At 72.1% G+C, this 26733-nt stretch carries 21 protein-coding genes and 1 pseudogene; 5 read left to right on the top strand and 17 right to left on the bottom strand.

Annotation, left to right across the window (positions count from 1 at the left end; all coding sequences use genetic code 11):
* The first annotated feature begins 177 nt into the window (after positions 1-177).
* Complete coding sequence (locus D1369_RS03065) at positions 178-1794, top strand: RICIN domain-containing protein (protein WP_118082237.1); 1617 nt, start codon at positions 178-180, stop codon at positions 1792-1794.
* A 91-nt stretch (positions 1795-1885) separates the two neighbouring features.
* Here D1369_RS03065 and D1369_RS03060 read toward each other — a convergent pair whose 3' ends face one another.
* The 3 genes from D1369_RS03060 to D1369_RS03050 all read right to left on the bottom strand — a co-directional run bounded on the left by D1369_RS03060 (position 1886) and on the right by D1369_RS03050 (position 4533).
* On the bottom strand, positions 1886-3055 hold the full coding sequence (locus D1369_RS03060) for a lactate 2-monooxygenase (RefSeq protein ID WP_007386609.1): 1170 nt from the start codon (positions 3053-3055) through the stop codon (positions 1886-1888).
* 58 nt (positions 3056-3113) lie between these two features.
* A complete protein-coding gene (locus tag D1369_RS03055) occupies positions 3114-3809 on the bottom strand; it encodes an alpha/beta hydrolase (RefSeq protein ID WP_007386610.1) in 696 nt (231 codons plus the stop codon).
* 160 nt (positions 3810-3969) lie between these two features.
* Positions 3970-4533, bottom strand: a complete 564-nt coding sequence (locus D1369_RS03050) for a hypothetical protein (RefSeq protein WP_007386611.1) — start codon at positions 4531-4533, stop codon at positions 3970-3972.
* Between the two features lie 322 nt (positions 4534-4855).
* Here D1369_RS03050 and D1369_RS03045 point away from each other — a divergent pair, with 322 nt between their 5' ends.
* On the top strand, positions 4856-5284 hold the full coding sequence (locus D1369_RS03045; protein ID WP_007386612.1) for a protease inhibitor: 429 nt from the start codon (positions 4856-4858) through the stop codon (positions 5282-5284).
* Between the two features lie 135 nt (positions 5285-5419).
* Here D1369_RS03045 and D1369_RS03040 read toward each other — a convergent pair whose 3' ends face one another.
* The 6 genes from D1369_RS03040 to D1369_RS03015 form a co-directional block, all read right to left on the bottom strand.
* Positions 5420-5599 (bottom strand): hypothetical protein, encoded by a 180-nt coding sequence (locus tag D1369_RS03040; protein ID WP_240436048.1) that lies wholly within the window; start codon positions 5597-5599, stop codon positions 5420-5422.
* Complete coding sequence (locus tag D1369_RS03035) at positions 5560-5769, bottom strand: CDGSH iron-sulfur domain-containing protein (RefSeq protein WP_007386614.1); 210 nt, start codon at positions 5767-5769, stop codon at positions 5560-5562. Before D1369_RS03035 ends, D1369_RS03040 begins: the two co-directional genes overlap by 40 nt.
* Positions 5750-6436 (bottom strand): HemK2/MTQ2 family protein methyltransferase, encoded by a 687-nt coding sequence (locus D1369_RS03030; RefSeq protein WP_202477149.1) that lies wholly within the window; start codon positions 6434-6436, stop codon positions 5750-5752. Before D1369_RS03030 ends, D1369_RS03035 begins: the two co-directional genes overlap by 20 nt.
* A complete protein-coding gene (locus D1369_RS03025) occupies positions 6437-7450 on the bottom strand; it encodes an iron-containing redox enzyme family protein (protein ID WP_007386616.1) in 1014 nt (337 codons plus the stop codon).
* 209 nt (positions 7451-7659) lie between these two features.
* Positions 7660-8670, bottom strand: a complete 1011-nt coding sequence (locus D1369_RS03020) for a Ppx/GppA family phosphatase (protein WP_118083110.1) — start codon at positions 8668-8670, stop codon at positions 7660-7662.
* A gap of 188 nt (positions 8671-8858) precedes the next feature.
* Entirely contained in the window at positions 8859-10361 is a 1503-nt protein-coding gene (locus D1369_RS03015) for an MFS transporter (protein ID WP_007386618.1), read from the bottom strand.
* Positions 10362-10608: 247 nt separating this feature from the next.
* Between D1369_RS03015 and D1369_RS03010 the strand changes: the two genes are divergently transcribed.
* Positions 10609-11118 (top strand): SRPBCC family protein, encoded by a 510-nt coding sequence (locus D1369_RS03010; protein ID WP_007386619.1) that lies wholly within the window; start codon positions 10609-10611, stop codon positions 11116-11118.
* Between the two features lie 4 nt (positions 11119-11122).
* Here the strand turns inward: D1369_RS03010 and D1369_RS03005 are convergent, their stop codons facing one another.
* The 5 genes from D1369_RS03005 to D1369_RS02985 form a co-directional block, all read right to left on the bottom strand.
* Positions 11123-13936: an NHLP bacteriocin export ABC transporter permease/ATPase subunit gene (locus D1369_RS03005; protein WP_007386620.1), complete on the bottom strand. Its 2814-nt coding sequence runs from the start codon at positions 13934-13936 to the stop codon at positions 11123-11125.
* Between the two features lies 1 nt (position 13937).
* Positions 13938-16160, bottom strand: a complete 2223-nt coding sequence (locus D1369_RS03000) for an NHLP family bacteriocin export ABC transporter peptidase/permease/ATPase subunit (RefSeq protein WP_007386621.1) — start codon at positions 16158-16160, stop codon at positions 13938-13940.
* Positions 16157-16963 (bottom strand): HlyD family efflux transporter periplasmic adaptor subunit, encoded by an 807-nt coding sequence (locus tag D1369_RS02995; RefSeq protein ID WP_007386622.1) that lies wholly within the window; start codon positions 16961-16963, stop codon positions 16157-16159. The genes D1369_RS03000 and D1369_RS02995 overlap by 4 nt, the downstream gene beginning before the upstream one ends.
* Positions 16964-17133: 170 nt before the next feature.
* Complete coding sequence (locus D1369_RS02990; RefSeq protein ID WP_007386623.1) at positions 17134-17349, bottom strand: hypothetical protein; 216 nt, start codon at positions 17347-17349, stop codon at positions 17134-17136.
* 450 nt (positions 17350-17799) lie between these two features.
* Positions 17800-18213, bottom strand: a complete 414-nt coding sequence (locus tag D1369_RS02985) for a PaaI family thioesterase (RefSeq protein WP_037902331.1) — start codon at positions 18211-18213, stop codon at positions 17800-17802.
* A 190-nt stretch (positions 18214-18403) separates the two neighbouring features.
* Between D1369_RS02985 and D1369_RS02980 the strand changes: the two genes are divergently transcribed.
* The gene (locus D1369_RS02980) at positions 18404-19858 is read left to right on the top strand and encodes a S1 family peptidase (protein ID WP_118082236.1); all 1455 of its coding nucleotides are present in this window, start codon (positions 18404-18406) and stop codon (positions 19856-19858) included.
* 204 nt (positions 19859-20062) lie between these two features.
* Here the strand turns inward: D1369_RS02980 and D1369_RS02975 are convergent, their stop codons facing one another.
* Positions 20063-22207 (bottom strand): SpoIIE family protein phosphatase, encoded by a 2145-nt coding sequence (locus tag D1369_RS02975; protein ID WP_118082235.1) that lies wholly within the window; start codon positions 22205-22207, stop codon positions 20063-20065.
* Between the two features lie 295 nt (positions 22208-22502).
* Between D1369_RS02975 and D1369_RS02970 the strand changes: the two are divergent.
* A pseudogene (locus tag D1369_RS02970) lies at positions 22503-23072 on the top strand (response regulator transcription factor); the annotation flags it as partial.
* On the opposite strand, the gene D1369_RS44705 reads toward D1369_RS02970, so the two are convergent.
* Positions 22995-25001 carry an ABC transporter ATP-binding protein gene (locus D1369_RS44705; protein WP_346426730.1) on the bottom strand — a complete coding sequence of 669 codons (2007 nt, stop codon included), beginning with the start codon at positions 24999-25001 and terminating at the stop codon, positions 22995-22997. The pseudogene D1369_RS02970 and the gene D1369_RS44705 overlap by 78 nt on opposite strands.
* Positions 24998-26710, bottom strand: coding sequence for an ABC transporter ATP-binding protein (locus D1369_RS02960; protein ID WP_118082234.1), 1713 nt, complete (start codon positions 26708-26710; stop codon positions 24998-25000). The genes D1369_RS44705 and D1369_RS02960 overlap by 4 nt, the downstream gene beginning before the upstream one ends.
* Between the last annotated feature and the right edge of the window lie 23 nt (positions 26711-26733).

Genomic DNA, 26733 nt, shown 5'->3' with positions numbered 1-26733 from the left:
ACCACCTGTGTGGGGGGCAAGGGCCGGGTCGCATTCGTCCCGTGGGGAACCGGGGCGGAGGGGCGTCGGCGAATTCGTGCTTCCCACTCGCTCGCCCAAAAGGGTTGCGTCTTCGGCACTCCTTTTCGGCAGGAGAACTTCTGTGAGTCCCATGTCCGTGGGAAGGAAACCCGCTCAGTGCCAACCCCCCACCCACCGCTCCCTCCTTACCCCCCGCCCGGCGGTGCCTCCGGAGAATCCGACGAGGATCTCGCCGCCCGGCTCAGGGGCCGCCCCGACGGTGAGGCAGCCCAGGCCGTCGCGCTGCTCATGGCGCGCCACTGGAAACCCGCGCTCGACTACGCGGTCATCTGCCTCGCGTCTCCCTCCGAGACCGCCTCAATGGTGGCCGCGGCCGCCTTTCACCAGGTCCTGGACCGGCTCGCACTCGGCGAACCGGCCCTCGCGCTGCGCCCCAGAACCCTCGTGGCCGTGCGGGACACGGTCAAGGAGTGGGCGGCCGAGGACCGGACGACCGCTGTTCTGCCGGACCTGGTGAAACCGAACGGCGGCCGCGGTATGCGGGCCGCGAAGTCCATGACCCCCGAAAATCGAAAGCTCGCCGAACGGTCATTCCAGTCACTTCCCGGACTCGCCCGCTGCCTGCTGTGGCACACCGAGGTGGAGGCGGAGTCGATTGCCGTGCCCGCCGCACTCCTCGGCATGGATACCGACACGGCGTCGGCCGCGCTCGAACAGGCGCGTGAAAAATTCCGCGAAGGATGTGTACATGCCCATCGGGAACTCGCGCCCACGAAGGATTGCCGCTTCTACAACCGCCTCCTCGACGTTCCGATTCGCCGCGGTGGAGCCCTGCTGCCGGATGTCCAGCAGCATCTCGAGGAGTGCCGCTACTGCCGTTCCGCCGCGGAACAACTGAGCCATTTCGAGGGTGGCTTGGGCATCCTGATCACCGAGGCGGTGCTGGGCTGGGGTGCCCGCCGCTATCTCGAACTGCGCGCCGGGCGTACGCCCCAGACGGCGGCCCGCGGCCGCGGCGCCGGCCGGCACGGCGCGGAACGCCGTCGTCTCCTCGACCGCATCCCGACTCCCGGCCGCCGCGCTCCCGGCGAGGGCGGGGGCCTGCGGTCCTCACGCACGCTGCTCACCGGAGTGGGCCTCACCTCCGCCGGTCTCCTCGCGGCCATGCTCGCCGCCGGGCTGTGGTCGCACGACGGCGGCGCCGACCCGGCCGCCTCCACCAGCGCCACCGGCGACGGGACGGTCCCGGGCGCCGGCACCGGGACCCCGGGCACCGCCCAACTGCCCACGGCACCGGCGGTGACCCGGCTGCGCAACGCCGCCGCCGACCTCTGCCTCGACATCCGGGGGACGGTGAAGGCGGGCGCGGGCACCGAACTCGCGGCCTGCTCGACCGATCGGACCCAGCAGTGGTCGTACGAGGAGGACGGTCTGCTGCGCAGCGAGGAGAACCCTGAGCTGTGCCTGGACTCGCACGCGGACGCGGGCGTGGTCATCCTCGGCACGTGCGCCGAGGCGAAGGCGAAGCGGGCCGGCGACGTGCGCTACGACCTCACCGTGCAGGGGGAGTTACTGCCCCGCTGGGACGAGCAACTCGCCCTCGCCCCCACCAGCGCGGAGCCGGGCGCCGATGTCGTGGTCAAGGTCCGCGACCGCTCGGAGCAGCAGCGGTGGTTGACCGACGCGGCCTCCGGCGCCAACCCCGGCTCGCTGTCGGTCACCGGGAGCGAGGCCCCGCAGGCCCGGCCCGCACAGCTCACGGACCGGGTCTAGGGACGGTTCCGTCGCGGACCCGCCGAGGACGGGGAGGCCTCTTCGCGGAGGCCTCCCCTCACGGAGGCTTCCCTCACTCGGGGTCCTCCCCTCAGGCGGGGTCCTCCACGAGGTCGTCGGGGCCCACCGTGGCCGGGCTCGCGTGACCCGAGAGGGCGAGCGTGAGGTCCAGCTCCGCGAGCAGGCAGCGGATCACGTGCTCGACGCCCGCCTGCCCGTCGAGTCCGAGGCCGTAGACGTAGGGCCGTCCGAGGAGCACCGCGCGGGCGCCGAGCGCGAGGGCCTTGAAGACGTCGTCGCCGGTGCGGACACCGCTGTCGAAGAGCACGGTCAGCCGGTCGCCGACCGCCTCCACCACCCGCGGCAGCGCGTCCGCCGCCGCGACGGCCCCGGCGACCTGCCGGCCGCCGTGGTTGGAGACCACGACCCCGTCCATCCCGGCGTCGGCGGCGAGGCGGGCGTCGTCCGGGTGCAGGACGCCCTTGAGGACGATCGGCCCGTCCCAGTTCTCCCTGAGCAGCGCGAGGTCGGGCCAGGTCTTGCCGGGGTCCGCGAACATGCCGACGAAGTGCAGCACGGCCGCGTTCGGGTCCTCGTGCACCGGCTTGGCCAATCCCGCCTGGAACGCCGGGTCGGAGAAGTAGTTGGCGGTGCCCACGCCACGCAGGAACGGCAGATACGCCTGGTCGAGATCGCGGGGCCGCCAGGACAGCAACGGGGTGTCCAGGGTGACCACCAGGGCCGTGAACCCGGCCGCCTTCGCCCGGTTCAGGAAGCTCAGGGCGACCTGCGGGTCCTTCGGCCAGTACAGCTGGAACCAGCGTTCGGCGTCTCCCATCGCCTCGGCGACCTGTTCCATCGGTGTACTGGAGGCGGACGACAGGATGTACGGCACGCCCTGCACCGCGGCCGCCCGGGCCGCCGCCGGCTCCGCGTCGGGATGCATGATCGACAGCACGCCGACCGGTGCGAGGGCCAGCGGGGCGGGCAGCGGACGGCCCAGCACCTCCACCGACAGGTCGCGTTCGTGGACGTCCCGCAGCATCCGCGGGACGATCCGGCGACGCTCCAGCGCCGCCCGGTTCGCCCGCGCCGTACTGCCGTCCCCCGCACTGCCCGCCACATAGCCCACCGGCCCGGGACCGAGCCGCTGCTCCGTGAGCTCCTCCAGCCGGGTCAGGTCGGTGGGCAGCCGGGGTACCGCGCCCGACATCCCGCTCAGGTAGATCTCGTACTGGAAGTCCGCCCAATGCCTGGCCATCCGTCCGAACCGCCTCTCCTCGTCGGGTGCGCCGACGATATCCAGGGGCGGATGCCGGTCAGGAGGCGGCGCCCACCTCGGCCAGGATCCGGGCCAGTTCGACCGGCTGGGAGAACATCGGCCAGTGGCCGGTGTCCATCTCGACGAGCTCCCAGTGCTCGCTCTTCAGCAGCTCGGCCACGACGGGCATCGGTTCCTCGTCGTCGAGGAGGCACTTGATGTAGGTCGCCGGAAGCTCGCCCAGCGGACGGGTGAGGACCGCGGGTTCGGTGAGCGTCGCGCCCGGATGGGGGGACGAGGACTGGATGATCCGGGCGATCTGCTCGTCCGTCAGCCCCTGGTCGGCGTAGTGGTCCGCGCCCGCCGGCGGCCAGTAGCCGTCGTTCTCCTCGATCTGCTTGCGTACGTGGTCGCTCGGCCACCCCGACAGGAACGACTCCCCGTCCACGGGCACGCTGGAGTCCACGAACACCACCCGCGCGAGCCGCTCACCTATTCGCTCGGCCGCCTGTCCCACGGGTACGCCCGCGTAGCTGTGCCCGACCAGGACCACCTCGCGCAGGTCCAGGCGCTCGACCTCGTCGACGACGTCCCGCACATGGGTCTGCCGGCCCACCGGGACACCCCGCTTCTCCGCGAGGCCCGACAACGTCAGCGGATGGGGCTGGTGCCCGGCGGCGCGCAGCCCGTCCGCGACCTCGTCCCACGCGGACGCCCCGAGTCTCGCTCCTGCCACCAGTACGAAGTGAGTCATGCCCGCAACCTAGTCGATGGCACAGACCACTCTCCGGGCGCCTGAAGGGGTGCCTGGTTCGGTTGTCGGGCGGGTGCGGGTTCGATGTGGCTGGGTGCGCAGATCCCCGCGCCCCTGGGGCGCGCACCCCGAGGGCTCCCCGGCCCGGGAACCGCACAGCCTATTCGTCTTCCGGGTCCCCGGCGGAGGAGTCGGCCACCCCCTCGGTGTCCGGCCCCCGCTCCCGCACTCGCTGGACGTGCTCCAGGGACTCCCGCAGCTCGGCGAGCCAGTCGTCGGTGTGGCGCTGGACCAGCCGGACGCACCAGGCGAGCGCGTCGCTGCGGCTGCGGGCGACCCCGCCGGCGATCAGGGTGTCCAGGACCTGGCGCTCGGGCTGGCGCAGCCGGGTCATCACGGGCGCGGCCACATGCGTGAACAGGGCGCGCTCGCCGTCGCACTCCACGCCCCAGGACACCTTGCGGCGGAACTTGTGCTCGGCCTCGCGGGCGACCTCGACGCGGTCCTCCCGGGTGCGCTCCCGGAACTCCTGGATCCGGCCCTGCACCGCTGCCTCGCGCTCGGCGGCGGAGACGTCCTCGGTGAGCCGAGGGCCGGGGATGCGGCCGATCACGGTGATCTCCTCGCGGTCGACCACCACCTCGACCAGGGCCTCGAAGAGGTCGTCGGGCAAGCGGCCGGTGAACCAGCCGCGCAGCTTCTCTCGTTGTTCGTCGGTAATCATGTAATGACGATTACTCCACCGCCTCATGAACGCAAGGGGTCGTGACGGTGTGCGCCGACGGCTGAAGCGGAATGTTTCAGGCCTATTGCAGAGGCGGTGTGTTCAGGCCATACGGCCGGATCGGGCGATCAAGAACCGCCCAGTTAAAGGGCTCAGCTGTTCGGATGATGTGACTTCACGCCACTGATTCAACACACAAGGTTACTGAAAGCTGTGGGGTCGATGTGAAGTCCGAGCCAGGACTCGGCAGACTCGCGGTCGCCGCTCCGGCACCGACCGAGTCGGAGGGCACACCCTCGAATCCAGCGGAAGGATGCACACAATGCGGAACACCGCGCGCTGGGCAGCGACCCTCGGCCTCACGGCCACCGCCGTCTGCGGACCCCTGACCGGAGCCGCCCTCGCCGAACCGGCCGCCGCCTCGAGCCTCTACGCGCCGTCGGCCCTCGTGCTCACCCTCGGCCACGGCGAGAGCGCCGCCACCGTCACCCCGGAACGTGCCGTGACTCTGACCTGTGCCCCCACCTCCTCGGGCACCCATCCGGCCGCGGCTGCGGCCTGCGCCGAACTGCGCGCCGCCGGAGGGGACTTCGACGCTCTCGGGGCCGGTTCCGACGCCCTGTGCACCAGGGAGTACAAGCCCGTCGTGGTCACGGTCGACGGCGTCTGGCGAGGCCAGCGCGTCTCCTACGAGCGGACCTTCGCCAACGAGTGCGTGAAGAGCTCCTACGGGACCCTCTTCGCGTTCTGAGGGACCGGGGTCGCGTGGTGCCCGGGACCTGTCCGAGGGGCCCGCAGTTGGGGAGTGCAGCCCCTCTCACGGAACCCACGTGATCCCGCACCGAGGGCCGGCGGACGGAGTGGGGCCGTCCGCCGGACCTTCGGGTCACTGCTGCCACAGCCCGGACGCGCGCAGCAGCCGGTGCAGGCGCGGCCCGTCGGTGACCACCCGCAGGCCCGAGCAGTCGAAGAACTCGACGCCCCGCAGATCGACCAGTACGTCCGGACGGCCGGTTGATTTCCTGTCTATGAACGGGTCCGCTCCCGGTGGCTGGTGTCGCACCACGGGTAGCGACGACTGCGCCGACAGGTGCACAGGGCCACCCGGAAGCGGTCGGAGACGACCGTGGAGCCGTCCTCCAGCTCCACTTCCACGGGGCCCTCAACGAGCAGCGGGCCGCGGTGCTGGACCCGGATGCGGCACGGTCGGCCGGAGTCAGAGGGGGAGTTCGGCACGGACGACCACCAGCTCTTCCTTCTCGTCGGCGGCGGAGAGCAGACCGCGCTCCCGCAGCCAGTCCTTCCGTGTGCGCAGCACCGGTCCGAACGCGATGCGGTGACGGCGGGTCACGGCGGCTTTGAGGCCGGCCTCGCGCAGATGCCCCACCGTCCGTCCGGAGTCGCTCAGTTCGGAGTGCACGATCAGCAGCACTCCTCCGGGTCGCAGCAGGGCGGGCGCCTCCCGGCAGACGCGGTCCAGCACGAAACGCCCGTCGTGGCCCGCGTCCCAGGCCCGGGCCCTTCCACGCGGCGGCCGGACGCCCGTCGGTGCCGGTACGTACGGCGGATTGCTCAGAATGAGGTCGAACGACTGACCCCGCACGGGGTGGAAGAGGTTTCCGCGCCGGACGCGGACGGACGCACCGGTCAGCCAGGCGTTCGCCCGGGCCGTGCACACCGCTCGCCACGACACGTCGACCGCGGTCACCCGGCTGCCTCGGCGTGCTGCCTGGAGAGCGAGGGCACCCGTCCCGGTGCCCACGTCCAGGACGTCCGCGCCGGGCGGCAGCGGTTCTTCGGACAGGGCTCCGGCCAGCAGCGCGGTGTCCTCCTGAGGGCCGTAGACGCCGGGGAGGACCAGTGGCGGGTTCAGTGATCTCACTTTGATCAAGTACCCCGACATTCAGGAAATATGGTGGATTTCGGAAGGAAGGGGAGTGCGCAGGGAGGAGTGTCCCTCCGCCCAGTCGCGCAGCAGGCGGTCGGCGAGCCGGTCCTCGACGTGTCCGGTGACGTCGATGCCGAAGGCGACGTCCGCGGCGAGGTGCGGTTCCTCGGCCAGCAGACCGCCGATCACCTCGTGGCGTACGACCTGTTCATGGACGGCGTCGGCCTCGACGTGCTCGTCGTAGAAGTGCTCGGCGGCCGCTCCCGCGCCCGTGTGGCGCATCGCCTCGGCCAGTCGCCGGGAGCCGGGGGAGGAGGTGATCTCGACCGCCGCGAAATGGCCCACGAGGGCCCCGCGCAGGCTGCGGTGCAGGCCCAGCAGGGACATGAGGTTCACCGTCGCGAGCATCTCCGCGCAGGCCGCGTCCAGGTAGTGCCCGTACGTCGTGTCCAGGCCCAGGTCCGTCATCAGGTTCGCGAAGAGGAGGGCGTGGACGCGGTCGGCGCGACCGCCGCCGAACTCGTCGAATTCCACCGCGGCCATGCCCGCCTTGGCCCTGCCCCACAGCCGCGGCAGCACCCACGCGTGCGGGTCGGCCTCCTTGAGGTGGTAGAGCGAGCGCTGGGCCGCGTACTCGCGCACGTGCCACAGCTCGCCCTCCTTGCTCAGGAAGTGACTGACTCCCGTGCCGTCGACCGGCTCCACGAGGAGCCCGTCGAGCGCGTCCTCGACGCTGTCGTGGACCGGGGTGTCCGTGCGCAGGGCGGACAGGAAGCGGTGTTCCAGGGCGGCCCTGGTGCGCAGCAGGTCGGGGTCCCACTCGAGGTCGCAGGAGACGCCCGCGAAGCCGCGGTAGTGCAGTTCGTAGCAGATGTAGAGGGCCAGCTGGAGGTCGTCGCCGTACACGTCCGCCCTGGCGACGGTCTCGTCGTGCGGCAGTGATCCGGCGCCGAGCAGATATTCCTGGACTGCGGCGGAGACCGGGCCCCGGGCCGGCGGCAGCTGTGGTTCTTGAGGGTCCTGAGGCATGCGCCCCGAGTACCCGGGCGTCGGTGGATCACCCCCCGCCTGCCCGGGAGCGGTCCGGGGTCACTCTCCGTCCGCCCGGGAGCGGTCCGGGGTCACTCCCCGTCCGCCCTGGACCGGGCAGAAGTCACTCTCCGGAGAATTCCCCCTGGTCGCGCTGATGGGGGCGTGGTCGCGTCCCCGGCCTCGCCCCCCCCGCGCCCGCTCCTCGTTCAGGTGGTGGCGGCCGCGATGCGCAGGGGCACCGGCTCGGGGGGAGCGGCGCTCTCCTCGTTGCGGCGGGCGATCTCGGCCCACCAGGAGGGGCCGTCCTCGATATGCCGCAGCAGAATCCCCTCGCGGATCGCCCAGGGGCAGATGGTGACGGTCCTGATCCCGGTGAGTTTCATCGCCGTGTGCCCCACCACGGCACCGGCCAGGCTCTGTGCGGCGCGCGGGGCGGAGATGCCGGGCAGTTCCGCCCGCCGCGCGGCCGGGAGGGCGGCCAGGCGCTCGGCGGCGTCCCGCAGGTCGGCGCGGTGCATCCGGCGTTCCACGAACGGTCCGCGCCGCCCGGGCGGGGTCCCGCACAGCCGCCCCAGCTGCTCGAAGGTGCGTGAGGTGGCCACCGCGGTGCGCGGTCCCTCCCAGCGGATCCGTGACGCCACGTCCCGCAGCTGGTGGCGGACCTTGCGCCGCAGTGCCCGGATCGCCTCCGGGGGCGGCGGGTCCTGCCCCTCGAAGAACTCGTGGGTCAGCCGGCCCGCGCCCAGCGGCAGCGAGGCGACGTAGTCAGGCAACCGGCCGCGTCCGAAGGCCACTTCGAGCGATCCGCCGCCGATGTCGAACAGTGCGAGCGGCCCCGCGCGCCAGCCCATCCAGCGCCGGGCCCCGAGAAACGTGAGCTCCGCCTCCACCTCGCCCGGCAGGGTGTACAACCCGATGCCGGTCCGGGTGCGGACGGTGCGCAGCACCTCCTGGCGGTTCGGCGCGGAGCGCACCACCGCGGTCGCGAAGGCCAGCGGCCCTGCCGCGCCCCACCTGGCGGCGGTCCGGCTCGCCGCTTCCACCGCCTCCACCAACCGTTCCACGGCCTCCTCGGGGACCGGGCCGCCCGGCCGCACATGATCGGCGAGTCTCAGCCGCCACTTCGCCGTGTGCACTGGCAAGGGCACCCCGTCCTCGGCGTCCGCCACCACCAGTCGCACCGTGTTCGAACCCACATCCACCACGCTTATCCGCATGGCCATGTGGGTACCCACGCAGAACCCCTTCCAACGTCAGGCGATCTGACAGGGTGTCACTCTCAGCCACCGCATGTCGACAGCACGTGGGAGCGCGCTGCAGACAGCGGTGGCCGTGGACAGCGAGGAGGGCCGCCGTCTCCCTGCGGACGGCGGCCCTCCGGTACCGGCGGCTCCTGCGGCGACTGCTACATGTGGACGACGGGTGCGGCGTCCGCGTCCTGCTCCGGCACCCCGCGCCGGAAGAGCAGGAGGGCGATCAGCGCACCGGCGGCGAAGAGGCCCGCCGACCACCAGAAGGCGGTGGTGTAGCTCTCGATCGTCGCGTGGGCCTGGACCAGCTTGTTCGTCGGGTCCTTGCCGGCCAGGTAGTCGGCGGCGGCGCTCGCGGCCAGCGTGTTCAGCAGCGCGGTGCCGATCGAACCGCCCACCTGCTGCATGGCGTTGACGGTGGCGGAGGCAACTCCCGCGTCCTCAGCGGCGACCCCGCCGGTGGCCAGCTGCATGGCGGGCGGCATGACCATTCCGAGGCCGAAGCCGATCACGATCAGCTGGGGCAGTACGGCGGACAGGTAGCTGGAGCCGACGCCGATGCCGGTCAGCCAGGCCATGCCGACCGCGGCGACCGCGAAGCCCAGTGGGATGACCACCTTGGGCCCGATCCGCGGGACCAGCATCGTGGTGCTGACCTGGGCCGCGACCATCAGCGCGGCGACCATCGGCAGGAACGCCGCACCCGTCTTGGTCGGGCTGAAGGCGAGGTTCAGCTGGAGGTAGTAGGTGAGGAAGAGGAAGACCCCGAACATGCCGCCGCCGGAGACCAGCACGGCCAGGAAGGAGGCTGCCCGGTTGCGGTCCAGCAGGATGCGCAGCGGCAGCAGCGGGTGCGCGGCGCGCGTCTGCCACCAGGCGAAGGCGGCCAGCAGCAGACCGCCCGCGATCAGGAAGCCCCAGGTCTCGGGAGAGCTCCAGTCGTGCGTCTCGGCGTTGGAGAAGCCGTACACCAGAGAGAAGAGACCGGCGGCGACCAGCAGGGTGCCGGGCACGTCCAGCTTGGAGTTCGCGGCGTCACGGTGGTTGTGCAGCAGTATCCAGCCGCCCGCGAAGGCGAGGACGGCGATGACGACGTTGACGTACAGCGTCCAGCGCCAGTCGAGCGCGTCGGTCAGGACGCCGCCGAGCAGCAGGCCCACCGCGCCACCGGCGCCGGCTATGGCGCCGTACACACTGAACGCCCTGGCCCGCTCGCGGGCGTCGGTGAACGTCGTGTTCAGCAGAGAGAGCGCGGCCGGTGCGAGAAGCGCGCCGAAGGCGCCCTGGAGGGCACGGGCGGTGACCAGCATCTCGAAGTTGGTGGCGGCACCACCGAGCGCGGAGACGGCCGCGAAGCCGACGACTCCGACCAGGAAGGCCGTCTTGCGGCCGAAGAGGTCGGCGATCCGGCCGCCGAGCAGCAGCAGTGAGGCGAACGCCAGCGCGTAGGCCGTGACGATCCACTGCCGGTTGCCGTCAGAGAAGCCGAGGTCGGCCTGGGCCGAGGGGAGGGCGATGTTCACGATGGTGGCGTCGAGGACCACCATCAGCTGGGCGAGCGCGATGACGGCGAGAATCCACCACCGCTTGGCCGAGGCGTCGGCCGGTGCCGCGACGGCACCCTCCGGCCCGCTCTCGGTCAGAGTCTTCTGGGACATGGGAACAACTCCAGGGAAGTCGGCCGGACACATCCGGTTCCTAAACGAAACCGTTTCGTACGCGTCGAGACTAGACCACGTCGAACGAAACGGCAACGTTTCGCTAGGGGTGGGCGGGCCCCATCGCCGAGCTGGACGCCTGGCTGTCCCTACCGCAAGCTCTGGAGCACGGGACGCGCTCGACGACCGCCTCGACGAGACGGCGCCGGACACCCCCGAGGAACCCGCCCCGAAGGACTGATCCACCATGGCCGCAGACCTCACCGGCACCTACCTGACCCTGGACGACGGACGCCCCGCCGTCCGCTTCGGCCGCACCTACGACCACCCCGTCGCGCGCGTCTGGCAGCTCGTGACCGACGCCGACGAACTCGCCCACTGGTTCCCGTCCCGCGCCGACATCGAGCTGCGCCCCGGCGGCACCGTCGAATTCAGCGGCGACCCCCACATGGACGACTCCACGGGCCGGGTCCTCGCCGTCGACGAACCCCGGCAGCTGTCCTTCGCATGGGGCGGCGACGAGCTGCACTTCGACCTGGAGCCGCTGGACGAGAAGCGGACGCGCTTCACGCTCACCAACGTCCTGAGCGCCGCTGACACGGCCGCCCGCAACGGCGCCGGGTGGGAGGTGTGCCTGACCGGCCTCGACGCACGGGCCCGCGGCGAGCGCCCGGACGGGCCCCAGTGGAAGGAGTTCTACCAGGCGTACGTCGACGCGGGGGTGCCCTCGGGGGCGCCGGTTCCCGGCATGGACTGACCCCTCACGCCAACTGCCGCCGCACCAGCTCGTGCAGCCGCCCGCCGGTGTCCGCGAGGAGCTGGGCGGGCGGCCCCTGCTGGGCGACCTTGCCGTTCTCCATCACGATCACGCGGTCGGCGTCCAGCACCGTGGACAGCCGGTGGGCGATGACGATCCGGGTGGCGTTGAGGGCCTTGGTGGACTCGATGACCGTGCGCTGGGTGTCGTTGTCCAGGGCACTGGTCGCCTCGTCGAAGAAGAGGATCCGCGGCCGCCGGATCAACGCCTGGGCGATCATCAGCCGCTGCCGCTGGCCGCCGGAGATCGCCCCGCTGCCCGAGACGATGGTGTGCAGCCCCATCGGCATCCGCTGGATGTCCTCCGCGAGCCCCGCCATCGCGGCCGCCGCCATCGCCTCCTCGGGCGTGTAGGGCTCGGTGCCGCAGATGACGTCCAGGATGGAGCCGGTGAACGGCTGCGCGTGCTGGAGGACGACACCGCACTGCCGGCGCACCGCCGACTGGTCGAGAGCGGCCAGGTCCTGGCCGTCGTACAGGACACTCCCGGAGACCGGCCGGTCGAAGCCGATCAGCAGCCTGAGCAGGGTCGACTTGCCGCAGCCGCTCGGGCCGACGATCGCCACGAACTCGCCCGGCCGGATCTCGAAGGACACGTCGTCGAGGATCAGGGGACCGTCGTCGGAGTAGCGGAAGGAGAGCCTGCGGGCCTCCATCGCCCCGGTGAGAAGTCCCGGCCGGGTACTCGCCGTGCGCACCTCCGGCTGCGCCTCCAGGACCGGCTTGATCTCCTCGAACAGGGGGAGCGCGGCCACCGCCGAGACGAAGGCGCCGGTGAGCTGGGTGACCGCGGTCAGCAGCATCGTCACCGAGGTGTTGAACGTGAGGAACTCCGCCGCCGACATCGAGCCGCGCGCCGGACCCGCGAGCAGCATGAACATCAGCAGGGTGCACAGCGGGAGGTAGACCGAGCCCATCACCGAGGTGAGGTTCTTGATCCGGCCCACCTTCTGCTGGAGCTCGCGGCTGCGGGCGAACTCCGAGGCCCAGGCCGCGTACGCGTAGTTCTCCGCCGCCGCCACCCTCAGCTTGGGCAGACCGCGCAGCGTCTGGAACGCCTGGTTGTTCAGTTTGTTGCTGAGCACAACCAGCCGCCGCTGCCAGCGCACCTGCCACAGTCCGAGGCCGAGGAAGCCGGCGGCGATGACGACGAGCATGCCGATCGCCGCCATCGCCATCGGCACGCTGTACCAGAACAGCAGACCCAGGTTCATCGCGCCGACGGTCACCGACTGGGCGACCGTCGGGCCGATGCCCGCCATCATCCTGCGGATCGCGCTGATCCCCATGGCCTGGCTGGCGAGTTCACCGGTCGAGCGCTCGGTGAAGAACTTCGTCGGCAGCCGCAGCAGCCGGTCCCACACCGCGGGTTGCAGGGTCGCCTCGATACGGCCCTCCAGGCGCAGCATCGTGAGGTTCTGCAGCAGCATGAAGGCCGCCGTCACCACACCGCTGACCATCACGGCCAGACACACCTGCACGATCAGAGCGGTCTGTGCCCTGGGCACGAACTCACCGAGCACCTTGCCGGTCGCGATGGGCACCAGCGCGCCGATCGCCACCGTGACCAGACCGCTGAGCAGCAGGTTCGTCACATCGCCACCGGTGCCGCGCATGCTGAACCGCACCAGCCCGAGAGGGCTCAACTTCCGGTCGGGCAGCGGGCGGTAGAACATCACCGCGCGCGGTTCGAACTCCTCCGCGTTGTCCTTCTCTATCGGTGTCTCGCGCCCCGTCGCCGGATGCACGGCCACATAGCCGCCGCGCCGCCACAGCAGCGCGACCGGCGCGCCCGACAGCGCTCGATGCCCCACCAGCGGGCCGATGTTGTCGCGCCACCAACTGCCCTCCAGGCGCACCGACCTGATGCGGACGCGGGAGGCGAGGGCGATCCGCTCGACCGGGTCGAGGCGGTCGCTCTCGGTGCCGCTCTGCGCGTTCTCGGCGAGCGGGATCCCCGCCGCGTCGGCGACCAGCTTGCAGGCCGCGTAACTCGCGTCCGCGTCGGCCGTCGTCGCGCGCTGCTTCGACCTGCCGATGGACGCCAGCAGGGTCCGGTCGGCCTGGGCGCGCACCGCCTCACCGGCCTTGATACCGGCGGCCGTCCGGGTCTCGTGGGTGCGCTCCAACTGCTCGATCCAGCGGTCCAGCGTGGTCAGCAGCCGGTACTGCTGGTCGACCATGGACTGCCAGACCGCCGGGTCCATCAGCAGGTCGGCGGCGGCCTCGGCGCCGTAGAGCGAGCCGTACTGGACGCTGCCCGGTGGCACCTGCATCCAGAAGACGTCGTCGTCGGTCGGGGCGGCGGCCCGCTCGTCGGCCATCGGCGCCTGGAAGAGGATCGACAGGCTCCGGCCCACACCGAGCGCGAGGGCGTACTCCAGTGGGCTGGTCGTCGGCGGCACGTACTGGGGGTTGCCGTACTCGTCGTACGACCACGTCTGGGTGTGCGCCGGCTCGTAGAGCTCGCGCAGGCCGATGCGGTGCACCACGCAGTCCCGCAGCGGCCGGGCGACCAAGGTGTGCTGCGGGCCCGCCACCGGTCCGAGCAGCAGCGCGCCCGGTTCCAGGCGGCCCAGGTGGTGCCAGTGGCCCTGCTGCTCGGCGTCCACCGCGAACAGGTCCACCGCGCCCGACACGACCAGCCACAGCACCTGCGGGCCCTCGAGGTCGATGCGGCTGAATCCGGCGCAGTCGATGCGTGTGCCCATCTGCCCGAGGGCGCCGAGGACGACGTCCCCTTCGTGTGCGGTAGTCATCTCACCGTTCCTTGACCAGCGCCGCGTACGCGCCGCCGCGCGCCACCAGTTCCTCGTGCCGCCCGCGTTCCACGATCGTGCCGTGCTGCAGTACGACGATCTCGTCGCTGTCGCGCACGGTGCTGAGCCGGTGCGCGATCACCACACACGCGCAGCCGCGCTTGCGCAGGTTGTCCATGACGACCTGCTCGGTCTCCGCGTCCAGCGCGCTGGTCACCTCGTCGAGGACCAGGATGCTGGGCCGGCGCACCAACGCCCGCGCGATCTCCAGACGTTGCCGCTGCCCTCCGGAGAAGTTGCGGCCGTCCTGCTCGACCTTGCTGTGGATGCCGCCGGGCCGCCGCATGACCACGTCGTACAGGGCCGCGTCCCGCAGCGCGTCCACCACGGCGTCGTCCGGGATCGACGGGTCCCACAGCGCCACGTTGTCGCGGACCGAGCCCTCGAAGAGGAAGACGTCCTGGTCGACGAAGGACACCGAGGAGGCGAGCGCGCCGCGCGGGATGTCGTCCAGGCGCTGTCCGTCGATGCGGATCACGCCCTCCCAGGGCGCGTACAGCCCCGAGATCAGCCGGGAGACGGTCGACTTGCCGCTGCCGGAGCCGCCGACCAGTGCCACCTGCTGCCCGGGACCGACGGTCAGGTCGAAGCCTGTGAGCAGCGGCTTGTCGAGCGGGTTGTAGCCGAAGGTGATGTTCTGCAGCTCGACATGGCCGTGCAGCCTGCGCGTGGAGTCGCCGGCGCCGGGACGGCCGTAGAGCGGGTCGGCCTTGAAGTTCTCGACGTCCTTCAGGCGGGCCACGTCGGCCGCGAAGTCCTGGATGCGGCCTGCCACGCCGTTGAGGCGGGTGATCGGCGCGGTGAAGCGGGTGACCAGTGCCTGGAAGGCGACCAGCAGGCCGACGGAGATGCCGCCCTCGATGGCCCGCATGCCGCCGATCCACAGGATGAGCGCGCTGTTGAAGGTGGCCAGCATCGGCGCGACCACGCCCAGCCAGGCACTCGGCACCCCGAGCCGCTGCTGCTCCTCCAGCGTGGTGGCGTGCTGGCCGGCCCACTTGCGGAAGTAGCCGTCCTCGCCGCCGGTCGCCTTCATCGTCTCGATCAACTGGAGACCGGTGTAAGCCGTGTTGGTGAGCCGGGCGCTGTCGGCACGCAGCTTCGCGGTACGGGTGGAACGCAGCCGGATGACGACCCGCATGGCCACCACGTTCAGCAGGGCCACACCGATGCCGACGTAGGTGAGCTGAGGGTCATAGGTGTAGAGCAGGATCGCGTAGAGGACGACGACCACGGCGTCGACGCCCGCCGCCGCGAGGTCACGCGCCAGGGTCTCGGCGACCTGGTCGTTGGACTGCAGGCGCTGGACCAGGTCGGCCGGGCTGCGCTGGGAGAAGAACGTCACCGGCAGGCGCAGCAGGTGGCGCAGGAAGCGGGCGCTGGAGAGGGTCGAGGAGATGATGCGGCCGTGCAGCAGGTTCGCCTGCTGGAGCCAGGTCAGGGCGAGGGTGAGGGCCACGCAGGCCCCCATCGACGTGAACAGCACGCCGAGCAGCGAGGTCTGCCCGCCGATCAGGAACATGTCGATGTAGGTGCGGCTCAGCGCGGGAGTGGCCGCGCCGACCAGAACCAGCAGCAGGCTCGCCAGGACCGCAGCCGGCATGGTGCCCGCGGTGCCGCGCAGCCGGGCCGGCATCGCGCCGAGGACACCCGGCTTGCGGCCGCCCCGGGTGAAGCCCTCGCCGGGTTCCATCACCAGGACGACACCGGTGAAGCTGCCGTCGAAGTCCTCCATCGGGACGAAACGGCGGCCCTTGCCGGGGTCGTTGATGTAGACCCCGCGGCGGCCGAAGCGGCGCCCCATGCCGTCGTACACGACGTAGTGGTTGAACTCCCAGAACAGCACGGCCGGGGTCTTCACCTCGGCGAGCGCGGCCGTGTCCATCTGCATGCCCTTGGCCGTCAGGCCGTAACTGCGGGCCGCCTTGAGGAGGTTGCTGGCGCGGGAGCCGTCGCGGGAGACACCGCAGGCGATGCGCAGCTCCTCCAGCGGGACGTGCTTGCCGTAGTGGCCGAGGACCATCGCGAGGGACGCGGCGCCGCATTCCACGGCCTCCATCTGGAGGACGGTGGGCGTGCGGACCGTCTTCGCCTTCCCCGTGGGGACCGGTCGCTTGGGCGGGGCGGAGCGGCGCCTGCTGCGGGTGTCCTGTGCGGTGCTCACGGCAGCAGCCAATCGACGGGGCGCTGATCGGCCAGCCGGATCGAACCCGAGGCCACGGTCATGGAGGTGAGGGCGAAGGGGGGCCCGTCCGCGGAGGACCACTGGTAACCGCTCTTCGTGCCCTTGGACTTGTCGAGCTTCACGAGTACGGCGACCGGCCGGCCGTCCTTGGTGAACTGCTCGCCGAGCTGGCTGTCCCCGAGGAAGGCGGCGATCTGCTGCGCCGACTGGGCCGAGCGGTCCACCGACTTCACATGGCCGCGCAGCACCCCGTACTCCTGGGTGGGCACCGAGGAGACGGTCAGGTCCACGGCCGCGTCGTCCGGTATGGAGGCCGCGTTCTCGGCGGGTACGTACACCGTGGCGTACAGCGGATCGGAGGCGTGGGCCACCTTCTCCACCGCGGCGACGTTCGCTCCGGTCGAGATGATCTGCCCGATGGTGGCAGCCAGTGCGGTGACCCGGCCGGCCGCGACCGTGCGGACGACGGTGTCGCCTTTGGACGTACGGACCTTCAGCACCGGGGAGTCGGCGGGCAGTTGCTGCCCCTCCTTGGCGATCACCTGCGTGACCTGGCCCGCCACCGGGCTCTGCAGGATGTAACTGCCCTGCCCGTGGGTGAGGATGGCGGGCGCGCTCACCGTGGAGGCCACCGAGCCGGTCACCGCCCACACGGACGCGGCGGCCATCACGACCACCGTCACGGACATCACCAGCCAGCCCTGCGGGCGGGCGAAGCGCACCGGAAGGTCGAGTTCCTCCGGTGACTGGAGCTTGGCGAGGGCCTGTTGGCGGAACTGCACGGTCTTCCCTCACCTGCGAAAGCGTGCGAATTGCTACGCATGCTGCCAATGACAAAGGACCGGCTCGCGAAAGCCGGCCGGACTACGACACCCAAGAGTCCCGGAACCGCCGGTTTGCGGCTCCGGGACGGGTCGACCACAAGAAAGTGATCAGATCACGAAGAATGTGATCAGAGACCGGCGACCAGGCCGGTGACCGGGGCGGTGTTCAGGCCGGTCACACCCTCAACGGTGCCGACGGCCGTGTTGACCAGGCCGGAAACCGGGGCGACGCCGTCCACCAGGCCGGTGACGGTGCCGAGGGCGTTCAGCTGCAGGCCGCCGGAGACGTTGTCGAGGTCGGCGTCCGAGATCTCGACGGTCTCAACCTGGGGGGTGGAGTTCATGATGGAACTTCCCTTCGTATGGGTATTTCACAAGGGGGGAGCGGCCCCCTCTGGGGACAGATGACGGCCGCAATCGCATGGCGCCGGATCCCGTTTCCGGGAAACCCAACGGCCCTGCGGTGCGATGGATCAAAGCACGCTGCGGCTCCGCCCTTCCAATTAACCAGCCGTCTCACCAGGGCACTTGAGTCACAGAAGCCTTCATCCGTGCAGGCTTGCGCACGCCTTGGTGCCGACTTCTTCACATGTGGCGTTACGGCGTTGTGAAGCGGCCCTTGCTGTCGTCGTGGCGAATGCGACACACCTCACCAATGGCATGGGCGGTGGTCCGCGCTTGTGCAGAACTCCCACTCGCGGTGACTTGGTTGCGCATTCGATGTGCAGATTCGCAGGAGAGAGGATTCGGGGCGGTGTTCACGACGGACCGCTGTCGATCGATCGCTGAGCGTGTCAGCCCAGAAGTGCGTAGACCGTGCTCGCGCGGGCCGCGAGGTCACCCGACGTGGAGTCGGTCATCGTGATGTCGGCGAACGCCATGCGACGGCCCAGTTTGGTGACGACCGCCTTGATCAGGACATCCGAACCGGTCACCGCCCGCTGGAAGCTCGTGGACTGCTGCACCGTCGTCATCGGTCCGTAGGCGCCCCGGACCGTCGAGACGGCGATCACGGTGGCGGTGTCGGCGGCGGCCATCAGAGCCTGGCCGGACAACGCGCCTCCCTCCCGCGCCAACTGCTGTGACCAGGGCAGACGCAGGACCGCATGGTCGTCGCCGAGTGTCTCGACCGTCAGGCCGAGGTCGAGGACCCAAGGGGCGAAGTTGTCGGCGAGGATCTTGTCGGCTTCGGCGGGCGTCATCGTCATATGGGGGATTGTTCCCGCCCGCCGCCGGCCCGGCACGGCCCGTGGCCGAATCGGTGTGGCAATCGGCGCGTAAAGAAACGGCATTGAACGCCCCGCGCACACCGTGCGTACCCATGGCCATCCAGGCGCCCCGAACAACCGACTGCCGTACGGCGGTTACAGACTCCGGTCCCCCAGGAGGTCGAGAAGTTTGAGTCACAAGCGAATTCCGAAGCGCAAGGCCGCATTCGCGGCAGGCACCGTGGTGGCGCTCGGCGCCGCCGCGATTCTGCTGCCCAACGCCAACGCGTCCCAGGACGGCTCGTCGAACAACGCGACGGCCATCGCGCCGAAGACTCTGAAGGCGACGGACGCCTCGGACCTCGCCTCGCAGCTTGAGAAGTTGCTGGGTGACGCCTTCGCCGGGTCCTACTACGACTCCGACAGCAAGCAGCTCGTCGTGAACGTCATATCCGGTGACAGCAACGTCGTCGTGCAGGCGAAGAAGGCCGGCGCGAAGGTCCGCCAGGTCGACAACAGCCTCCCCGAACTGGCGGCCGGCGCGAAGACCCTGAAAGAAGAGGCCACCATCCCGGGCACCGCCTGGGCGGTCGACCCGCGCACCAACAAGATCCTGGTGACCGCCGACAGCACGGTCACCGGCGACAAGTGGAACACCCTTGAGTCGACCGTGAAGAGCCTCGGCTCCGACATGGCGACCGTGAAGAAGTCGGCCGGCACCTTCAAGACCTTCGTGTCCGGCGGTGACGCCATCTTCGGCGGCGGCGCCCGCTGCTCGCTCGGCTTCAACGTCACCGCGGGCGACGGCAGCCCCGCCTTCCTGACCGCCGGTCACTGCGGGGTCGCGGCCAAGCAGTGGTCGGACACCCAGGACGGCCAGCCGATCGCCACCGTCGACCAGGCCACCTTCCCCGGCGACGGCGACTTCGCCCTGGTCAAGTACGACGACCCGGCGACCCAGGCGCCCAGCGAGGTCAACGTCGGCGGCGGCCAGACCGTCGCGATCAGCCAGGCGGCGGACGCCGAGGTCGGCCTCCAGGTCTTCCGGATGGGTTCCACCACGGGCCTCGCCGACGGCCAGGTCCTCGGACTCGACGCCACCGTGAACTACCCCGAGGGCACCGTCACCGGCCTCATCCAGACCGATGTCTGCGCCGAGCCCGGCGACAGCGGCGGCTCGCTGTTCACGCAGGACGGCTCGGCGATCGGCCTGACCTCCGGCGGCAGCGGCGACTGCACGGTCGGCGGCGAGACCTTCTTCCAGCCCGTCACCACCGCCCTCCAGGCGGTCGGCGCCACGCTCGGCGCGGGTGACGCGGCAGGCGGCGCGGGTGACGCGGCAGGCGGCGCGGGCGACCAGGCCGGCGGCGAGGAGGCCGGAGCGGGTGCCGACGCCAGTGCGAGCCCCGGTGACGAGGCCGGCGCGGGTCAGGAAGTCGGCGGCGAACAGGCCGGCGGTGACGTGATCGGCGGCGAGGAGGCCGGCAACGGCGAGGAGGCCGGCAACGGCCAGGAGACCGGCAACGGCGAGGAGGCCGGCAACGGCCAGGAGACCGGCAACGGCGAGGAGGCCGGTAACGGCCAGGAGACCGGCAACGGCGCCGGCGATGCCACGGGCGACGCCGCGGGCCAGTCGCACAACTGACCGCTCCGGTCCGGCACCACACCTTGAGCCGGCCGCGTCGGCAGCGGCCCCCCCACACCCTCCGCTGCCGACGCATGCCTTGAGACCACCTCCCGGCCACCCTGCGGTTCCGGCCCGGGAGGTGCAACGGTCCGGCCCTCCGGCGGGAGGGCCGGACCGGCGCGTTCAACGGCAGGCCGGGCGGTGTGCGGGGGACGGGCGGGGTCAGCCGACCGCCCGCAGCAACAGCAGCGCCACGTCGTCGATCCGCTCCCGCGCGGCAGCGCTGCGGCGGACGAGTTCGTCGGCCAGTTCGTCGAGCGGACGGTCACCGGCCTCGGCGAGCTGCCGTCCCAGCTCGGCGAGCGCGTCCTCGATGTCGACGCCGGGAGACTCGATCAGGCCGTCGGTGTAGAGGACGAGGACGGAACCGGGCGCGAGCTCCACCTCCGTCGTCGGGTAGACGGCCGAGCCGTCGATGCCCAGCAGCGGGCCTCCGGCCAGGTCCAGCACCCGCACCCGGCCGTCCGGCCGCCGCAGCAGCGGCGGCGGATGCCCCGCCCGGGCCATGACCGCCCGGCCCCGCTCCGGATCGAGCCGCAGATAAAGGCAGCTGGCGAACAGCTCCGCACCGAGGTCGATCAGCAGCCGGTTGGTGGAGCGCATGACCTCCTCCGGACTCTGGCCGACGGTCGTGTACGCCCGTACCGCCGTCCGGATCTGCCCCATCAGCCCGGCCGCCGTCACGTTGTGGCCCTGCACGTCCCCGATCACGGCGGCCGCCAGCCCGGCGACCGGCACCAGGTCGTAGAAGTCGCCGCCGATGTCCATGCCCTGAGTGGCCGGCAGATAGCGGGCCGCCGCGTCGATGCCGGGCAGCGACGGCAGGGTGTGCGGCAGGAGGGCCGCCTGGAGACCGTGCGCCAACTGGTGCTTCACGTCGTACAGGACGGCCCGCTCCAGGGCCTGCGCGATCAGTCCGCCCAGACTCGTGAGCACCGCCCGCTCGTCCGTGGGGAAGGGATGCCGCTCGGCGTAGGCCAGCACACAGGTGCCCACCGGGCGACCGGAGGCGATCAGCGGCAGATAGGCCCAGGCCGCGAACCCGTCGGGGGTGGCGTGCCGCAGCGGATACAGGCGCTCCAGCTCTTCCCTGGAGTCGAAGAACGCCGGCACCCCGGTGTTCAGCGCATGGGTGCCCGGCGTCGGTTCGGTCAGCGGCAGCCCGTCGAACCGCTCCACGACCTGCGCGTCCGGATACCCGCGGTGCCCGAGGACGTGCAGCCGTCCGGCCCGCGAACCGAGCATCACCACCGCCTGGCTCCCCACCGCCGGGACGACCTCGTCCGCCACCAGCTGCACCACGTCCTGCACGCCCACCGCCTGGGTCAGCGCCCCGGCCAGGCTCAGCACCTGCGAGATCGTGACCAGCCGGGACGGCGCGTCCCCGGGCTGCGGACCTGCCCGGCTCATCTCCGCCACCGCCCGCGCCCGGCTGACCCGGACGCTCAGCCCGGTGGTGCTCGGGTACAGCCGGAACGACAGCCAGTCCCCGGGCGGCCGCAGCGCCACGAACGACGTGCTGTGCTGGCTGAGCAGCGCGGCCCGGTAACGGTCCTCGTACACCGGGTCGTTGAGCCAGGGTGCCGCCGCCCACAGCTGGGAGCCCAGCAACTGGGAGGCCGGGACGCCGATCAGCTCGGCCGCAGCGGCATTGGCGAAGGAGATCCGCCCGTGCAGATCGAGCGAGCACAGCCCGTACGGCAGCCGCGCCACCATCCGCGCCGCCTCGACGGTGCCCAGCGTCCCGGCCGCGCCGCCGACCTGGGCCGAGGCCAGCAGATCGGGTTCGGCGTGCGGCGACACGCTGTCCTCCACCGCACGTTCCAGCCGCACCGCGAGCCGCCCGCAGGCGGCCGTCAGATGGTCCCTCTCCCGGTCGGTCAGCTCCGGGGGGTGCGAACCGGGCCAGGTCACGAAGACCGCGCCGTACACCTTGGACGAGGTCGCCACCGGCACCGCGGCCAGCGCGAAGGGGTAGGGCAGCACCACGGCGATCCGCGGATAGCGGCGCGCCATCTCCTGCTCGCCGCCCACCCACACGAGCCGCCGCTCCCGCACCGCCTCCGCAACCGGGATCGGAGCGCTCAGTCCCACCCGCTCCCAGGGCGCCGCGAACGCCCGCGGCAGGCCCGCCATCACCGCCATCTCCAGTACGGGTTCGTCGGCGGCCTTGAGGTACACGGCTCCGGAGTGGGCGTGCACCTCGTCCATCATCGACGCCAGGGCGAGGGAGAGCAGCGGCCGTCCCACCCGGGTGCGGGCGCTCGCCGGTGCCGCGGACGTATGCCCGTCGGACACGCCGACCACCTCCTCGCACGGGCGCGGCGCGGAAGGAGCGCGGGCCGCTGTCGCGTGCCGGGCCCCCAGGGATCAAATCTCCACCCTTACGGAGCGTCCCGCACGGCGAGCGTTCCCGGGTGCGGGCACACGAGTGCCCGTGCGACGGCGAGGACGGCTGTGTACCCCCTCGGCCCCGGACCATGCCCCCCAGTCGAAGCGCGCCACGGCACACGGGCGCCTCTCGTGCGCCCCCGCGCACCCTGATGGCCAATTCTTCGCGCCCGAGGTCGGTCCGGGACCCGAACAATGGGGCACGCGTTTCATGCCCACGCAACCAAGTACGGCGAATCGAGGGGGACGAACAGTGATCCGGGTGCTTCTGGTGCACGACGCGTGTCTGGTGAGATCGGCCCTGGCGGAGTGGCTCCGCCGGGAACCCGATCTCGGGGTGTTCGACACCCCGTGGCACAGCGCACCCGGTCGTCTGCGGACCGTGCGGCCCGACGTCTGTGCGGCCGACCTCGACTGCACGGACGCGTACGGCATCCCGCCGCTGGGGGAGTTAGCCGTGCGCGAGCCGGACCGCAGGCCGCCGCGCCTGCTCGTGATGGCCAGCGCCAACCGGCCGGGCCTGCTGAAGCGGGCCGTCGACGCGGGGGCGCTCGGGTACGTGGACAAGGAGGGGGCGGCGCCGGAGCGGCTCGTGCGCGGAATCCGCCGGGTCGCCGAGGGGAAACGTTTCGTCGATGAGTCGCTGGGCTTCGGTTTCCTCCAGGCCGCGGAGATGCCGCTGACCAGACGGGAGCTGAGCGTGTTATCCCTCGCGGCCGAGGGGGCCTCCATCGCGGAGATCGCGGGGGACCTGTGCCTGTCGCACGGGACCGTGCGCAACTACATGGCCGCGATCACCCGCAAGACCGGGGCCCGCAACCGCATCGACGCGATCCGCATCTCCCAGGGGCAGGGCTGGCTCTGACCGCTTCGGGGGTACGGCGGTCCAGCCGCCCACGAGTTCGCGGTACGCGGGCGAGTCGCGCACCAGCTCGTCGTGGGTGCCGTACGCCGTGCGCGAGCCGTCCATCAGCAGCACTCGGCCGGCACGGCGGGCCGAGCTGATGCGGTGGGCGACGACCACCAGCGTGGTGCCGGGCCGGTTCGCGAAGGCCCGCTCGGCGCGCTCCTCGGCCCGGGGGTCCAGATGACAGGTGGCTTCGTCGAGCAGAACGAGGGGGGCGTACGACAGATAAGCCCGGGCCAGCGCCACGAGCTGCCGCTCACCGGCGGACAGGGCGGCCGGGTCGACGCTCGCCCGCGGCCCGCCGAGCGCCTCGAGGAGCGGGGCCAGCCCGACGGCCTCCGCCGCCGCGAGCAGCTCCACCTCGGGCACCGGGTCCGTCCGCAGATGCCCGAGGTTCTCGGCGAGGGTGCCGGTGTGGACGTACGCCTCCTGCGGAATGAGCACGCGCAGGGCGGCCGCGTCGGGGGAGGGCACGGGGTGTCCGCACAGCCGGATGCTTCCGCCGGTGGGCTGAAGCAGGCCGGCGATCAGACCGGTGAGCGTGGACTTCCCGATCCCGCTGGGGCCTACGACGGCCAGGTGGGAGCCGGCCGGCAGGCACAGGTCGAGGCGGTCGACGACGGGGGTGGCGGCGGGACCGTAGGCGAAGGAGACGGCGGTGAGGGAGAGGGCGGGGGCTCGGTCTGTCGGGTGGGGTGCGCTGCCGGGGCCGTACCGGTCGGCGGGCTTCGCGTCGGTGGGGTCGTCCTCCGGACCGGGCGTGTCCGCGCGACCCTGCGGCGCGGGAGTGCCGTGTGGTTCCCCTGCCGCGACCTGCCCGCCCGGGGCCGCCACGACCTGCCCTCCTTCGGCCGGCGCGGCTGCGGGCTCGCGGACCAGTCGCCGCAGCACCACCACCAGCCGGGAGCCGCTCGTGCCCAGGCCGTGGACGAGGTTGTGCAGGGCGGGCAGGAGGGACTGGGTGACGTAGGCCAGGGCGCCGACCAGGGCGCCCGTGGTGACCCCGCGGGCCAGGAGCCAGGGAGCGCAGGCGAGGAGGAGGACGATCGGGAGCTGGCCGCCGAGGGCGAGGGAGGCCACGCGCAGGACGGACCAGCGGGTGAGCGCGTACGCGGCCCGCTGTTCGGTGTCGACCTGCCGGCCCGTGTCGGCGGCGACCCGGTCCTCCGCGCCGGCCGCCGTGATGTCCCGCAGCCCCGGGCAGACCCTGCCGAGACCGTCCGCCAGCGCCTCGTCAGCGACGAGGAAGTCCTCCTGGCGGCGGGCCAGCGGACGCAACGTGGCCGCGAACAGGCCCAGTCCGGCGGCGAGCGGTGGCATCACGACCAGCAGGAGCAGCGGGTCGAGCGAGGCCAGTCCGACGACCGCGCCGACGGCTGTGAACACGAACGAGCGCGACACCATCACCAGCCCGGCGAAGGTGTCCCGGGCGATCTCCACCTGCTGGGTCAGCCCGGACAGCGCCCCCGCGTCCGCCTCCCGCACCCCGCGCTCCACGACCCGCCCGACCAGGACGTCCCGGAGCGGCTCGACCAACGCGGCGACGGCGGCGTACACCCGCACCGTGCCGAGGGCGCCCACCAGCACGCCGATCCCGGCCACCCCGAGCCACCCGAGTCCGATGCCGGGCCGCCCGGCCAGGAACCCCTCGTCCAGGGCACGGGCGGGCGCGTACCCGGTGAGGAAGGTCTGCCCGGTCTCCAGCACGGACCACCCGCCGAGCCGGACGAGAACCCGCCACCGGGCCCGCAGGTACCGCAGACCGCGCCCGTAGATCCCGCCGGGTGCCGAGCCCTCGCTCATGACAGCCCCTCGTCCGCGGTGTCCGCCCCGCCCCCGAACACCGCCCGGTACTCGGCCAGCCGCCACAGCTCCTCGTGCGGTCCCACCGCCCGCACGCGCCCCCCGTCCAGCCAGGCCACCGCGTCCGCGCGGGCCGCCGTGGCGGTGCGGTGGGCGACGAGCAGGCGGGTGCCGCCCGCCCCGCCGCTCACCAGGGCCTCGGCGATGCGCGCCTCTGTGACCGTGTCGAGGCTGGAGAGGGCGTCGTCGAGGATGAGCAGCCGGCCGCCGTGGGCGAACGCCCGGGCGAGACCGAGCCGTTGGGACTCCCCGCCGGAGCGCGGTGCGTCGGCGACGAGGGTGTCGTAACCGTCGGGCAGTCGGCGCACGAAATCGTCCGCGTGGGCCGTGCGGGCGGCCTCCCGGATGCGGGCGGGGGCGGGGGAGGGGAGGGCGAGGCCGATCTCCTCCTCGACGGTGCCGCCGAGCAGGGCGGGGCGTTCGAAGGCGTAGCCGATCGAGCGGCGCAGGTCGTCGTGGGTGAGCTCGCGCAGCGGCACCCCGTCGAGCAGGACCTCCCCGGCGTCCGGTTCGGCGAGGCGCCCGGCGACCGCGGCGAGCAGGGACTTGCCCGCCCCCGAGCGGCCCACCACCGCGAGGGTCGTCCCGCCCGGTACGACGAGGTCGACCCCGTCGAGCACCGCACGCGCGCCGCGCAGGGCGGTGACGCCCCGCAGTTCGAGGCGCCCGGGCCCGGGCGGCAGCCTGCGCTCGCCGTGCCGGACGGCCGGTTCCGCGAGGACCTCGTCCAGACGCCCGGCCGCCGCCCGGGCCCGGGCCAGTCCGGCGAGCCGGCCCACCAGGACACCGACGCCGGTGGCGAGGACCGCGTACCGGGAGGCGGCGAGGACCTCGCCCACCGTGATGCGGTGCCGGGCGAGCAGGACCCCGGCCACGGCGAGGACACCGAGCTGGAGCAGCGGGGCCACGGCGACGGACTGGCCCGAGGCCCGGCCCTGCACCCGCCACATGCGGTGACCGGCTTCGGACAGCTCGGGCAGCGGGCGCAGGATGCGGGCCGTCTCCCGGTCCTCCGTCCCCGCGGCCCGGATGGTGCGGTGTCCGCCGACGGCCTCCGAGAGGGCCTGCGCGATCCGCCCCTGCACCTCCTGGTAGCGCGTCACGCATTCCCGGGTGTCCCGGGCGAAGGCGCGCAGCAGCAGGGCGAGCACCGGTGCTCCGGCCAGGAACACGGCCGCGAGCCAGGGGGAGATGAGGCCGAGGGCCACGACGCCGCCGACCGGCCCGGCGAGCGCGGCGAGCAGGGCGGCGCGGGCGGTCGGTGCCGTGCCGGCCTGTGCGGCGTTGCCGACCAGGCGGGCGACGAGGTCCCCGGGCCCGAAGCGGGCGGTGGCGCGCGGGCCGACGGCCAGGACGTGACCGGTGAGGCGGCGGCGCAGCCAGGCGGTGGTGCGGGCGTCGAGGGTGCCGCCGAGAACGGTCTCCGCGGCGTCGAGCAGCGCGATCAGGAGGACCAGCGCGGCGCAGCACAGGACCCAGCGGGTCGCCGGCACCTGCGCCAGCAGCAGGTCCAGGGTGCGGCCGAGGGCCGCGGGCAGCAGCAGCCCGACGCCGGTCGCCGCCGTGCTCACCAGGCACAGCAGCAGACAGCGGGCGGGGGCCGGACCCAGGAGGCCGTGCGTGGCCGGCGGCGAGGTGGGAGTCGTCATACGGCGGCCTTCCGGAGGTGTGC

This window comes from Streptomyces sp. CC0208 (assembly GCF_003443735.1).
GTDB lineage: Bacteria > Actinomycetota > Actinomycetes > Streptomycetales > Streptomycetaceae > Streptomyces > Streptomyces sviceus.
This window is presented reverse-complemented; position numbering and strand designations above follow the sequence as displayed.